Genomic DNA, 12,123 nt, shown 5'->3' with positions numbered 1-12,123 from the left:
GGCCCCTAAGCCGGTGAGTGCGCTCAGTCTGAAAAAACCATACGGTCTAAATCGGGGCCGCTGCGCGCGCCATCGGGGATAAATCCCCTCGCTACATATCCTGGGTCTTCCTGCAGAGTGCTCCGCAGGAAAAATAGATGCGTAAACGCGACACAGACACGTCGTGTATCGGATAGTTCGCCCTCAAACAGTGCGTTTGTCAGACAAATTCGTTAGGCTAGCAGCCATTTTTGCGTCTGCCGCCCACAAGGCATGCAACGCGCTAAACGGGTCAGTCTTATACGGACTGACAGCATTTCCCTAACCCCACAGGGAAATCCCCCTCTAAATTCCGATTCAGTAGTGTGGTATTTCCTTAATGAAAGTTTTGAAAGGTCAGGACATCCTGGCACTGGGCTTTATGACATTTGCCCTGTTCGTCGGGGCCGGCAACATCATTTTCCCGCCTATCGTCGGCCTGCAGTCCGGACCTAATGTCTGGATGGCGGCGCTGGGCTTCCTGATCACGGCCGTCGGTCTGCCGGTGGTCACCGTCGTCGCCCTGGCCAAGGTCGGTGGTGCGATGGATGCGCTGAGCAGCCCGATCGGCAAGATCGCCGGTGGTGTGCTCGCCGCGGCATGCTACCTGGCGGTCGGCCCGCTGTTCGCCACCCCGCGGACCGCGACCGTGTCGTTCGAAGTGGGTCTCGCGCCGCTGACCGGCGAAAGCCCGCTGGCGCTGTTCCTCTACAGCTCGGTGTACTTCCTGCTGGTGTTCTTCATCTCGCTGTATCCGGGCCGTCTGCTCGATACCGTGGGGCGTTTCCTTGCGCCGCTGAAAATCATCGCCCTGGCGGTACTCGGCATCGCCGCGTTCGCCCTGCCGGCCGGAGATATCGGTCAGGCCACGCCGGAATATGTCGCGGCACCGTTCTCCCAGGGCTTCATCAATGGTTACCTGACCATGGATACCCTCGGCGCGCTGGTGTTCGGTATCGTCATCGTCAACGCGATCCGCTCCCGTGGCGTCGAGTCGCCTGCGCTGATCACCCGTTACGCGATCATTGCCGGCCTCATCGCCGGTGTCGGTCTGGCGCTGGTGTACATCAGCTTGTTCCGCCTCGGTTCCGGCAGCCATGAAGTCGCGGTTGGTGCCACCAACGGTGCGGCGGTGCTGCATGCTTACGTGCAACACACCTTCGGTTCGCTGGGCAGCGGTTTCCTCGCGGTGCTGATCTCGCTGGCGTGCCTGGTGACGGCGGTCGGTCTGACCTGCGCCTGCGCTGAATACTTCAGCCGCGTGCTGCCACTGTCCTACAAGACCCTGGTGATCATCCTGGCCGCGTTCTCGCTGCTGGTGTCCAACCTGGGCCTGACCAAGCTGATCGCGTTCTCGATCCCGGTGCTGACCGCGATCTACCCGCCGTGCATCGTTCTGGTGGCTCTGAGCTTCTGCAAGGACTTCTGGCATGAACACGGGCGGATCCTCGGCCCGGTCATGCTGGTATCTTTCCTGTTCGGCACCATCGACGCGCTCAAGGGCGCCGGTCTGGCTGACTGGATGCCGTCGCAGCTGTCGCACCTGCCGCTGAGCGAGCAGGGTCTGGCGTGGCTGGTGCCATGCGTGATGACCCTGGTTGTCGCCGTGGTCTGCGATCGCCTGCTGGGCAAGCGCAGCGAAGCCGTTGCCTGACGTTGTCTGACCCGCCACAAACGGGTCTTCAGCGCTTAAACAGAAATGCCCCGTATCAATCGATACGGGGCATTTTTTATGGGCGTCTGGCAGTGTCTTTTTCCGCGAGCTAACGTCGAAGCACTGCCGAAGTCTTAATGTGGGAGCGAGCCTGCTCGCGAAAGCGTTGTGTCAGCCGTCATCAACGTTGTGTGATACGCCGCTTTCGCGAGCAGGCTCGCTCCCACAGGTAGCATCCATACTCCACAGGGAATTGCATGTCGTTCATCCAAGCCAATCTGATCCACCTGCTGGCCGCGCTCTGGTTTGTCATTTGCTGGGGCGGCTACACCCGTTATGCGTCGTGGAAGGCCCGCGATACCGCGTGTCTGGCCAGTGTGCTGCACCTGTACCGCGAAGACTGGATGCGCCGCATGCTCCTGCGTGACAACCGTATCGCCGACGCCAGCGTGATCGGCAATCTTGAGCGCAACGCCTCGTTCTTCGCCTCCAGCACCCTGATCATACTCGCCGGCATTCTCACCGTGCTCGGTGCATCCGAGCGCGCCGTGTCGTTGCTGGCGGATATCCCGATGGTGCAGCAGGCATCGCAGGGCATGTCGGAGATCAAGTTGCTCTGTCTGGCGCTGGTGTTCGTCTATGCGTTCTTCACGTTCAGCTGGTGCATGCGTCAGTACAACTTTGCTGCGGTGCTGGTCGGTTCCGCGCCGATGATCGGTGAGCGTCAGGTCTCGGAGCAGGAGCGCAAGGCGTTCGCACTGCGGGCGGCGCGAGTGATTTCGATGGCGGCGAACCAGTTCAACTTCGGTCTGCGTTCTTATTACTTCGGCATGAGCATGCTGGCGTGGTTTGTCAGCCCGTGGCTGTTCATGTTGATGAGTGCCGGGGTGGTCATCGTGTTGTACCGCCGCGAGTTTCATTCCGACGTGCTCGATGTGATGGTCTATACCCCTACAGAGGCGCCATTGCCCGAAACCAATAAAGAGGCCGCTTGATGAGTATTCCGTTCTGGTGTGTGTTTATCAGTGCATTGTTGATCTACATCGCGCGCATGCCGGTGGGTAAAGCCATGAAAGAGCAGGGTGGTTACAACAACCATCTACCGCGCCAACAGCAGGCGCAACTCACTGGCTATGGCGCGCGGGCGCTGGCGGCACACCAGAACTGCATCGAAGCGTTCATCCTGTTCGCCGTGGGTGTGCTGATGGCGCACACCACGCAAACCCAAGGCTGGTTGATCGATGCGCTGGCGATCATCTTTGTGATCGTGCGAATTCTTTACGTGTGGTTATACCTGGCGGATAAACCATCCCTGCGCAGCCTGGTGTGGCTGGTCGGCCTGATCTGCAGTTTGTTGCTGATGATTAGTCCGACTTTTAGAACCGTATTGCTCTAAGAAAGCCTCTAAGCCAAGACTGACAAAAAATCACAGGCAAAAGAAAACCCGCACTTGGCGGGTTTTCTTTTTCTGCATCAAGTCGCAATTATTGCTTCTTGGCAGCTTCTTCCTGAGCAGCTTGATTCGATTCAGCCTGAGCTTTGGCAGCTTCGGCGTTTTCTTTTGCTGCGTCGTTCACTTTATCCTGAGCTTTGTTCATGTCTTGCTGAGCTTGCTCAGCATGTTGGTTGGCATCTTGAGCTTTGTCCTCGGATTTTTTATCGCAGGCAGCGAGACCGAGGGAAGCGGTCAACATCAAGGCAATAGCTAAAGTCTTACGCATGGGGTGTTTCTCCTTATGGAAAATAACTACTGGCCTTAAGAGCACTGGCCCAAAGGTTAAGTTCCTCATTTCGTTCAGATATATAAGTTTGTTTTTTAGTGGAACTTTTGCCGTATTTCTTACTACTGGCAAAAGGCTCTGACGAGAGTAATTATCAAATGGCTGAAAACCCCGTTTTTGAGCGCGCGACACGATTTCTTTCGGCCCTGCGCCATTGTCAGGTGCTCGGTTTGACGGTACACAACGCCAGCAGCGAAGGGCTGACGGTGAGGTTGCCGTACAACGCGCAAATCGTCGGCAATCCACAGACCGGGGTCATCCACGGCGGCGCCATTACCTCGCTGATGGACACCGCGTGCGGCATGTCCACGTTGTGCGTGCTGGCGGAGTTCGAAGTCTGCCCGACCCTGGACCTGCGTATCGACTACATGCATGCCGCTGAACCAAACAAGGATGTCTATGGCTTTGCCCAGTGTTACCGGGTCACCACCGATGTGATCTTCGCCCGCGGCTTTGCTTATCAGGATGACCCGAATCAGCCGATCGCCCATGTCGTCGGCACTTTCATGCGCATGGGCAAAAACCTGAAAGGCACCCAGGGATTTGGCGGCAAGGTCAAAGGAGAGAATCGATGAGCGATAACTGGAAGCAACAGCTGCTGCAGGCTCACGCTCAGGGCGATTACGCGCCGTTGCTGCGGATAATTCCTTACGCCGGGCTGATCGGCGTCGAATGTTCCCGGGTCGGCGATGAATTGCTGTTCAAGCTGCCGGCGAACAAGGACAACATTGGTAACCCTTTATTGCCGGCGATCCATGGCGGGGTGATTGCCGGGTTCATGGAGCTGGCAGCCGCGTTGCATTTGCTGATCTTCACCGGTTCGCCCGGGGTGCCGAAGATCATCGACTTTTCTCTGGATTACCTGCGCGCCGGGCAGTTTCGCGACACTTGGGCCAAATGTCAGGTCTGTCGCCAGGGGCGGCGCGTGGCCAACGTTGCCATCACGGCCTGGCAAAGCACCGAGAGCGAACCGATTGCCACCGCCCGTGCACATTTCAAAATTGATGAGCCCTTGAAATCCTGAACGCTGCCCCCAACTCAGTGAACAACCCGCCGCCGACCCTCAAGGTCGCGGCCACTGCCATCTGATTGGAGTTTGATGACCATGAGTGTGGAAACTCAAAAGGAAACCCTGGGCTTCCAGACCGAGGTAAAGCAGCTGCTGCACCTCATGATCCATTCGCTGTATTCCAACAAGGAAATCTTCCTTCGCGAATTGATCTCGAACGCCTCTGACGCTGTCGACAAGCTGCGCTTCGAAGCCCTGGCCAAGCCTGAGTTGCTCGAAGGTGGCGCTGAACTGAAAATCCGTGTGAGCTTCGACAAGGACGCCAAGACCGTCACCCTCGAAGACAACGGTATCGGCATGAACCGTGACGATGTGATCACCCACCTGGGGACCATCGCCAAGTCGGGCACCGCCGATTTCATGAAGAATCTCTCGGGCGATCAGAAGAAAGATTCGCACCTGATAGGCCAGTTCGGTGTCGGCTTCTATTCGGCGTTCATCGTTGCCGACCAGGTTGATGTGTATTCCCGTCGCGCCGGCACCCCTGCCAGCGAAGGCGTGCACTGGTCGTCGAAAGGCGAGGGCGAGTTTGAAGTCGCCACCATCGACAAACCAGAGCGCGGCACCCGCATCGTCCTGCACCTGAAATCCGCTGAAGACGAGTTCGCCGACGGCTGGCGTCTGCGCAACATCATCAAGAAATACTCCGACCACATCGCGCTGCCGATCGAGCTGCCGAAAGAAGTCACTGCTGCTGAAGGCGAAGAGAAGCCTGCCGTTGAATGGGAAACCGTCAACCGCGCCAGCGCCCTGTGGACCCGTCCGCGCACTGAAGTGAAGGACGAGGAATACCAGGAGTTCTACAAGCACATCGCTCACGACTTCGAAAACCCGCTGGCCTGGAGCCACAACAAGGTCGAAGGCAAGCTCGAATACAGCTCGCTGCTGTACGTGCCGGCCCGCGCGCCGTTCGACCTGTACCAGCGTGAAGCGCCGAAAGGCCTGAAGCTGTACGTGCAGCGCGTGTTCGTGATGGATCAGGCCGAGTCGTTCCTGCCGCTGTACCTGCGCTTCATCAAGGGTGTGGTCGATTCCAACGACCTGTCGCTGAACGTATCGCGGGAAATCCTGCAGAAAGACCCGATCATCGACTCGATGAAGTCGGCGCTGACCAAGCGCGTGCTGGACATGCTGGAAAAACTGGCGAAGAACGAGCCTGAGCAATACAAGGGCTTCTGGAAAAACTTCGGTCAGGTCATGAAAGAAGGCCCGGCAGAAGATTTCGCCAACAAAGAGAAAATTGCCGGTCTGCTGCGTTTCGCATCGACTCAAGGCGACGACGGCGAGCAAGTTGTCGGTCTGGCTGACTACCTGGCGCGCGCCAAGGAAGGTCAGGACAAGATCTACTACCTCACCGGCGAAACCTACGCGCAGGTCAAGAACAGCCCGCACCTGGAAGTCTTCCGCAAGAAAGGCATCGAAGTGCTGCTGCTGACCGACCGTATCGACGAGTGGCTGATGAGCTACCTCAGCGAATTCGACGGCAAGACCTTTGTCGACGTGGCACGCGGTGATCTTGATCTGGGTAACCTGGACTCGGAAGAGGACAAGAAAGCTGCAGAAGAAGTCGCCAAGTCCAAGGAAGGTCTGGTCGAGCGCCTGAAAGCCGCGCTGGGCGATTCCGTGGCGGAAGTTCGGGTTTCCCATCGTCTGACCGACTCGCCAGCCATTCTGGCGATCGGCGAACAGGACCTGGGCCTGCAAATGCGCCAGATCCTCGAAGCCAGCGGGCAGAAAGTGCCGGAGTCGAAGCCGATTTTCGAATTCAACCCGAGCCACCCGCTGATCGAGAAACTCGACGGCGAGCAGAACGAAGGGCGTTTTGGCGACCTGTCGCACATCCTCTTCGATCAGGCCGCTCTGGCGGCTGGCGAAAGCTTGAAAGACCCGGCCGCGTACGTGACCCGTCTGAACAAGCTGCTGGTTGAGCTGTCAGCCTAATCACGATGTAGAAAAACCCGCTTCGGCGGGTTTTTTCATTCTGGTCTTTAACTAATCAGGAGTCAGAAATGAGCCAAGTTACTGTACGTTCCGTGGTCTATCAGCTGGATGGCCAGCCCTATGAAGGTCGTCTGGCGTTCGACGCCGAGCACAAGGGCGCGCGCCCGGGCCTGCTGATGGCGCCGAACTGGATGGGCGTCAGCGCCGGGGCGGAAGAGATCGCCAAATCGGTCGCGGCCAAGGGCTACGTGGTGTTGATTGCTGACGTGTATGGCCAGGCAGTACGTCCGCAGAACGCTGACGAGGCCGGCGCGGCGATGATGCCGCTGAAGAACGACCGCGCACTGCTGCGCAAGCGCATGCAGGCAGCGTTCGAGCAGTTGCAGCAGCAGGGTGAGGCGGCAGTCGATACATCGAAGCTTGCGGTGTTCGGTTTCTGCTTTGGTGGTTGCTGTGCGCTGGATCTGGCCCGTACCGGTGCGCCAGTGAAGGCTGCGGTGTCGTTCCATGGCACGCTGGATTCGCCGAACCCGGCGGATGCCAAGAACATCAAGGGTTCAGTGTTGGTGTTGCACGGTGCTTCCGATCCATTGGTGCCGAAAGAGCAATTGCCGGCGTTCGAAGAAGAAATGAACGCGGCGAAGGTCGATTGGCAGTTGCTCAGCTATGGCGGTGCGGTGCATTCGTTCACCGATCCGCATGCCAATGTCCCGGGCAAGATGATGTACGACGCGAAGACTGCCAGGCGAGCGTTCAAGTCGATGCATGATTTGCTGGATGAAGTGTTCAAAGGCTGATTGTTCGGCGCCTTTACTGGCCTCTTCGCGAGCAAGCCCGCTCCCACAGGGGGGATTGTGATGTGTACTCAGAACTCATACACACCACAATTCCCCTTGTGGGAGCGGGCTTGCTCGCGAAGGCTTACCCTCTAGCGACACAACACTCAGGGCAGTTCGATCCGCTCGACTTCCCCCGGCACCGTCGGCCAATCCCCGGCCGCCCACTTACGCCGCGCCTCATCGATCGCCGCCGGATCGCTCGCGACAAAATTCCAGTTGATCCGCCGAGGCCCGTCCAGCGGCGCGCCGCCAAACACCACCGCGTGCACGTCACTCTCGGCAAACAGGCTCATCTCTTCCCCGGCCGGCAACACCGCCAGCGCATGGGGTTCGAGGGGCTCGCCATTCAACTGCGCATCGCCACTCAGCACATAAATCGCGCGTTCTTCGTGCTCGGTCGGGATCAGCAAAGTGGTCGCGGTCTGCATCTTTACTTCGGCGTACAGCGTAGGAGAAAGCACCGGCACCGGCGATTCCAGGCAAAAGCCTGACCCGGCAATCATCCGAATCTGCACGCCAAGGTTATCGCTGACCGGTAAGGTTGCCGCCGGGTGATGGCTGTAATGTCCCGGCCCTTGCTCGTGATCCTTGGGCGAGGCCAGCCAGATCTGCAAACCGTGCATCGTGAAGCTTTGCGCCCACAACGGCTCGGGCGTGCGCTCGACATGGGCAATCGCACTGCCGGCGGTCATCCAGCTGACATCGCCAGCACTGACCACCTGATCGGAGCCGAGGCTGTCCTTGTGCTGGATCTGTCCTTCGAACAGGTAGGTCAGAGTCGAGAGACCAATGTGCGGATGCTGTCGGATGTTCATGCCTTTGCCCGTCGGATAAACCGTTTCGAGCATGTGGTCGAAAAACACGAAAGGCCCGACGCTGCGGCATTTGGCTGACGGCAGCGGGCGCAGGATCGGCTGGCCTTCGACGTCTTCGGCGCGCGGGCGGATGATCAGTGGTTGCATATCCATGGGGCATTCCAGGCTGAGCGGGTGATGCCAGAAGCATAACCCGCCGCTGGCAAGAGGGTGATTACTGGCTGTCGAAGCCTTGTGGGGCGTGGGTTTCGATGCTGACGTCGGTGGTAGTCATCAGTTTGTGGATCGGGCAGCGATCAGCCACGCGCAGTAACTCTTCACGTTGGGCATCAGTGAGGACGCCCTTGAGGGTAAGCGTCACGTGCAGGGCGTATTTGCCTTTCTGCTCTTCGCTGTTGTCGCGTTTGACCTCGACACCCACGCCGGTCAGCGGGATGTCTTTCTTTTTCGCGTACATCTTCAGGGTCAGTGCCTTGCAGGCACCGAGCGCGGCGTCGAAGTAGTCGTGGGGCTCGGGGGCCGAGCCTTCGCCGCCGGCGGACTTCGGCACGTCGGCAAACAATTCGTGGTCATCGATCTGTACGGTGTGACGAAAACCTTCGGCGGAGACGGTATTGACGGTAACAGTCATGGCAACCTCACTGGCAGTAGGAAAAGTCGTGCGATCAAAAAAGACCTTGCAGTTATAGAGCATTCCTACGGAGGCGCGTTCCACTTTCCTGCAGGATGAACCCTTGTCATCGGCTCAGGGTCTAGGCTATGCCTACCTGCCGGAGATTACTTGTGTCCTTGTTTCGTTTGAGTCTTGCCTGCCTGCTGGCATTCGCCGGTAGCGCCAGCGCCCGCGATTACACCTACAGCGATGCGCACTTGCACTACGTGGATTTTTTCCAGGAAACCGCCGGCATGGCGAAATTGCTCACTGCGATGAAGGACAATTCCATCGATCACGTGATGATTTCCGGGATTCCCGTGGCGAAGAAATGGCATGAGGACGAACCCAAGCGTCCGCGTTATTACGCCGGCGATGATGCCGATGCCTACTGGTACAGCGCCACCGACGTGATCGTTGCCGATGCCGTGCAAAAGCTGACTCCGGAGCAGCGTCAGCACTTTCATCCGTTCCTGTCGGGCTTCAACCCCAATGACAAGAACTCCGCCGCGCACATCCAGCGCATGCTCGATCTGTATCCCGGGCTGTGGCAGGGCATTGGTTAAGTGTTCACCCGCCATGATGACTTGACGGCGTTGACCGCCGGCGACACGCCACGGGCCAATAACGAGGCGATGAAGCGGATTTATCACCTGGCTGCCGAAAACGATCTGCCAGTGATGCTGCATTCCAACATCACCTCCAAGCGTGAGAAAAATCCGCTGTACTTGAAGGAAATCGAAGAACCCCTGCGTAATCACCCGCACACCCGGTTCATCTGGGCGCACGCCGGCACCAGCGCGGAAATTCATCGGCACCAGACGCAACTGAAATTCCTCCTGCCGACGGTGAGTCGGATGCTTGAGGCTTATCCGAATCTGTTCATTGATCTGTCGTGGAGCATGCTCACGCCGTATCTGTTGGACGAGCAGGGCAAGCCGCGTGCGGAATGGCTGGCCTTGGTCGAGAAATACCCTGATCGGTTCATGATCGGCTCGGATGTTGTAGGCCGTTTCACCAAGCTCGGTCAGGAAATGCGCAGCTTCACGCCGTTCCTTGATGCCTTGCCTGAAGAAATTGCGCGTAAGGTCGCCCGGGATAACTTCCTGGCAATATTGCCACGAACAGCAGCAAAGTCCGGGAAAGCGCGCTGAATCGTTCATGCCGAGGGTTCGAAGTATCAAGGCCTTTTGATATCACCTTTTCGTCTTACGCAAATTGGCGCCGGGCCGATACCTTCTAAAGCAACCAGCTGCAGGGTTGATGCAGCGCTTTTGGAAGGAACCAGAGTCATGAGCATCCGTAGTCTCAATATCGCGCCGCGTGCCGGCCTGGGGTTTGGTGTATTGGCGCTGATGGTGTTTGCCTTGGGGGCGTTCGCCCTGCTGCAAATGGCGAACATGCGCGCGCAGTCTGATGAGGTCGACAACAACTGGCTGCCGAGCGTGATGGCGGTCGGCGAGATGAGTCAGGACATGTTGCGCCTGCGTGCGCTGACCATGCGCCTGCTGCTCAATCGTGACCCGCAGGCGCTGGCGCAGAATGTCGCCAAGCTCAATGACCTGCGCGGTGTGTTGAGCGAAGCCCAACAACGCTATGACGTGTTGATCGTGCTGCCCGAAGAGCGCAAGTTGTTCGACCGCTTCAAGGTCGCCGAGCACAAGTACCTGGAGTTTCAGGCGCAGGTGATGCAGTTGTCCGCACAGAATCGGGTGGAGGAGGCGGCGGCGATTCTCAACGGTGAAATGAGCCCGTTGGCCGACGACATGGCGGTCACCCTGAAGGAGCTGGTCGAGCTGAACAAGCACAACGCCAATCTTGCCACCGAAGCCGCGCGCCTGGTTTTCATCAATTCGCGGGTGTGGGTCGGGATGATGATCGGCATTACCGCATTGATCACCATCGGTCTGGCGTTGTTGCTGACCCGCAGCATCGTCCTGCCGCTGGCGCAATCACTCGGCGTGGCGGAAGTGGTGGCTGGTGGCGATCTGACGGGCGATATCAACATCTCCGGCAAGGACGAACCGGCGCGGCTGCTGCAGGCGCTGAAAAGCATGCAGCACAACCTGCGCGACACCATTCGGCAGATTTCCGAATCGTCCAGCCAGTTGGCGTCGGCCTCGGAGGAACTCAGTTGCGTCACCGAGGACGCCACGCGCGGGCTGCACCAGCAAAGCCTGGAGATCGAGCAGGCCGCCACGGCGGTCAATCAGATGACCGCTGCCGTGGAAGAGGTCGCGAGCAACGCCGTGGCGACTTCCGAGGCGTCGCGCGAGTCTGACCGGATTGCCCAGCATGGGCGCGAGCAGGTCAACCAGACGGTGACTTCGATCCAGTCCCTGGCTGACGACGTCACGTCCAATGCAACGCAGGTCGAGGATCTGGCGCAGAAGGTTCACGGCATCAGCAAAGTGCTCGACGTGATCCGCTCGATTGCCGAGCAGACCAATCTGCTGGCATTGAACGCAGCGATCGAGGCGGCGCGGGCCGGCGATGCCGGGCGTGGCTTCGCGGTGGTGGCCGATGAGGTGCGGGCGCTGGCCCATCGCACCCAGCAATCGACCCAGGAAATCGAGCAGATGATCGGTGGCATCCAGCAGGGCACCGATTCGGCGGTCAGTTCGATGCAACAGAGCAGCGTCCGCGCCAATTCGACTCTGGAACTGGCCAAGGCTGCGGGTTTGGCGCTGGAGGAAATTGCCTCGGCGTTCACCTTGATCAATGAACGCAACCTGGTGATCGCCAGCGCCTCGGAGGAGCAGGCAGCGGTGGCGCGGGAGGTGGACCGCAACCTGATGAACATCCGCGATCTGGCGATGCAGACGTCGGCGGGGGCAAATCAGACCAGTGCGGCAAGCCAGGAGCTGTCGCGGCTGGCGGTGGATTTGAACAATATGGTGGCCAGATTTTCGGTCTGAGCTGACCCTTGAAGATCGAGCTGAACCCTGTGGGAGCGAGCCTGCTCGCGAAAGCCGTGTATCAGCCATATACAAGTCGGCTGAACTGACGCCTTCGCGAGCAGGCTCGCTCCGACAGGGGATATGTGTCGTCGCGGAAATCGCATGTCTAGTCCTGAAATAGGTTTACACCTGTTTCAGTCTCAAAACGCCCGATGCACCGCATCGGGCGTTTTGTATTTCAGGGATAAGTGCGGCCGCTCCCGGTTGTAGATTTGCACCGATTCATCCACCATTTTCACTGCATCCGCCAGGTCTTTGGGGCGATGCAGCAAAAACTCAGTCTTCAAAATCCCATTTACCCTCTCCGCCATAGCGTTCTGATAGCAATCATAACCGTCAGTCATTGAGCACCTGATTCCATGCCGGGTATGCATCCGTTGGTATAAATCAGAGC

12 protein-coding genes and 1 pseudogene are annotated in these 12,123 nt (G+C 58.5%); 9 read left to right on the top strand and 4 right to left on the bottom strand.

Annotated elements, in window-relative coordinates:
• Positions 1–358 precede the first annotated feature (358 nt).
• From brnQ to CRO59_RS22300, 3 genes are all read left to right on the top strand, one after another.
• On the top strand, positions 359–1,672 hold the full coding sequence (brnQ, locus tag CRO59_RS22310) for a branched-chain amino acid transport system II carrier protein (protein WP_027614038.1): 1,314 nt from the start codon (positions 359–361) through the stop codon (positions 1,670–1,672).
• Positions 1,673–1,929: 257 nt separating this feature from the next.
• Entirely contained in the window at positions 1,930–2,667 is a 738-nt protein-coding gene (locus CRO59_RS22305; RefSeq protein ID WP_027614039.1) for a DUF599 domain-containing protein, read from the top strand.
• The gene (locus CRO59_RS22300; RefSeq protein ID WP_097090115.1) at positions 2,667–3,068 is read left to right on the top strand and encodes an MAPEG family protein; all 402 of its coding nucleotides are present in this window, start codon (positions 2,667–2,669) and stop codon (positions 3,066–3,068) included. The genes CRO59_RS22305 and CRO59_RS22300 overlap by 1 nt, the downstream gene beginning before the upstream one ends.
• A gap of 88 nt (positions 3,069–3,156) precedes the next feature.
• Here the strand turns inward: CRO59_RS22300 and CRO59_RS22295 are convergent, their stop codons facing one another.
• Positions 3,157–3,393 (bottom strand): hypothetical protein, encoded by a 237-nt coding sequence (locus CRO59_RS22295; protein ID WP_007962865.1) that lies wholly within the window; start codon positions 3,391–3,393, stop codon positions 3,157–3,159.
• 158 nt (positions 3,394–3,551) lie between these two features.
• On the opposite strand from CRO59_RS22295, the gene CRO59_RS22290 reads away from it, so the two are divergent.
• The 4 genes from CRO59_RS22290 (at position 3,552) to CRO59_RS22275 (ending at position 7,260) form a co-directional block, all read left to right on the top strand.
• Positions 3,552–4,028, top strand: coding sequence for a PaaI family thioesterase (locus tag CRO59_RS22290; RefSeq protein ID WP_097090114.1), 477 nt, complete (start codon positions 3,552–3,554; stop codon positions 4,026–4,028).
• Entirely contained in the window at positions 4,025–4,477 is a 453-nt protein-coding gene (locus CRO59_RS22285) for a PaaI family thioesterase (protein ID WP_097090113.1), read from the top strand. Before CRO59_RS22290 ends, CRO59_RS22285 begins: the two co-directional genes overlap by 4 nt.
• Before the next feature lie 81 nt (positions 4,478–4,558).
• Positions 4,559–6,463 (top strand): molecular chaperone HtpG, encoded by a 1,905-nt coding sequence (htpG, locus tag CRO59_RS22280; protein ID WP_177409038.1) that lies wholly within the window; start codon positions 4,559–4,561, stop codon positions 6,461–6,463.
• Positions 6,464–6,531: 68 nt separating this feature from the next.
• Positions 6,532–7,260, top strand: a complete 729-nt coding sequence (locus CRO59_RS22275; RefSeq protein WP_097090111.1) for a dienelactone hydrolase family protein — start codon at positions 6,532–6,534, stop codon at positions 7,258–7,260.
• A gap of 146 nt (positions 7,261–7,406) precedes the next feature.
• Here the strand turns inward: CRO59_RS22275 and CRO59_RS22270 are convergent, their stop codons facing one another.
• Together CRO59_RS22270 and CRO59_RS22265 are read right to left on the bottom strand one after the other, a co-directional pair.
• The gene (locus CRO59_RS22270) at positions 7,407–8,270 is read right to left on the bottom strand and encodes a pirin family protein (protein ID WP_097090110.1); all 864 of its coding nucleotides are present in this window, start codon (positions 8,268–8,270) and stop codon (positions 7,407–7,409) included.
• 61 nt (positions 8,271–8,331) lie between these two features.
• Positions 8,332–8,748: an OsmC family protein gene (locus tag CRO59_RS22265; RefSeq protein WP_027614046.1), complete on the bottom strand. Its 417-nt coding sequence runs from the start codon at positions 8,746–8,748 to the stop codon at positions 8,332–8,334.
• 128 nt (positions 8,749–8,876) lie between these two features.
• On the opposite strand from CRO59_RS22265, the pseudogene CRO59_RS22260 reads away from it, so the two are divergent.
• Positions 8,877–9,923, top strand: a pseudogene (locus CRO59_RS22260) (amidohydrolase family protein).
• Between the two features lie 138 nt (positions 9,924–10,061).
• Entirely contained in the window at positions 10,062–11,687 is a 1,626-nt protein-coding gene (locus tag CRO59_RS22255; RefSeq protein WP_097090109.1) for a methyl-accepting chemotaxis protein, read from the top strand.
• A 182-nt stretch (positions 11,688–11,869) separates the two neighbouring features.
• Here CRO59_RS22255 and CRO59_RS22250 read toward each other — a convergent pair.
• Positions 11,870–12,123 (bottom strand): integrase core domain-containing protein (locus tag CRO59_RS22250; protein ID WP_143503312.1); only part of this gene is annotated, 254 nt, incomplete at its 5' end.

Source organism: Pseudomonas sp. LAMO17WK12:I5 (genome assembly GCF_900215165.1).
In the GTDB taxonomy this organism is placed as follows: domain Bacteria; phylum Pseudomonadota; class Gammaproteobacteria; order Pseudomonadales; family Pseudomonadaceae; genus Aquipseudomonas; species Aquipseudomonas putida_A.
The sequence above is the reverse complement of the archived record's forward strand: the minus strand, read 5'-3'. Positions and strand labels throughout refer to the sequence as shown.

Bases quoted from the DNA above. Each gene is read 5' to 3' on its own strand.
- CRO59_RS22275 (WP_097090111.1), top strand. From the start codon at position 6,532: ATGAGCCAAGTTACTGTACGTTCCGTGGTCTATCAGCTGGATGGCCAG.
- CRO59_RS22295 (WP_007962865.1), bottom strand. From the start codon at position 3,393: ATGCGTAAGACTTTAGCTATTGCCTTGATGTTGACCGCTTCCCTCGGT.
- CRO59_RS22305 (WP_027614039.1), top strand. From the start codon at position 1,930: ATGTCGTTCATCCAAGCCAATCTGATCCACCTGCTGGCCGCGCTCTGG.
- CRO59_RS22300 (WP_097090115.1), top strand. From the start codon at position 2,667: ATGAGTATTCCGTTCTGGTGTGTGTTTATCAGTGCATTGTTGATCTAC.
- CRO59_RS22270 (WP_097090110.1), bottom strand. From the start codon at position 8,270: ATGGATATGCAACCACTGATCATCCGCCCGCGCGCCGAAGACGTCGAA.
- htpG (WP_177409038.1), top strand. From the start codon at position 4,559: ATGAGTGTGGAAACTCAAAAGGAAACCCTGGGCTTCCAGACCGAGGTA.
- CRO59_RS22255 (WP_097090109.1), top strand. From the start codon at position 10,062: ATGAGCATCCGTAGTCTCAATATCGCGCCGCGTGCCGGCCTGGGGTTT.
- brnQ (WP_027614038.1), top strand. From the start codon at position 359: ATGAAAGTTTTGAAAGGTCAGGACATCCTGGCACTGGGCTTTATGACA.
- CRO59_RS22290 (WP_097090114.1), top strand. From the start codon at position 3,552: ATGGCTGAAAACCCCGTTTTTGAGCGCGCGACACGATTTCTTTCGGCC.
- CRO59_RS22285 (WP_097090113.1), top strand. From the start codon at position 4,025: ATGAGCGATAACTGGAAGCAACAGCTGCTGCAGGCTCACGCTCAGGGC.
- CRO59_RS22265 (WP_027614046.1), bottom strand. From the start codon at position 8,748: ATGACTGTTACCGTCAATACCGTCTCCGCCGAAGGTTTTCGTCACACC.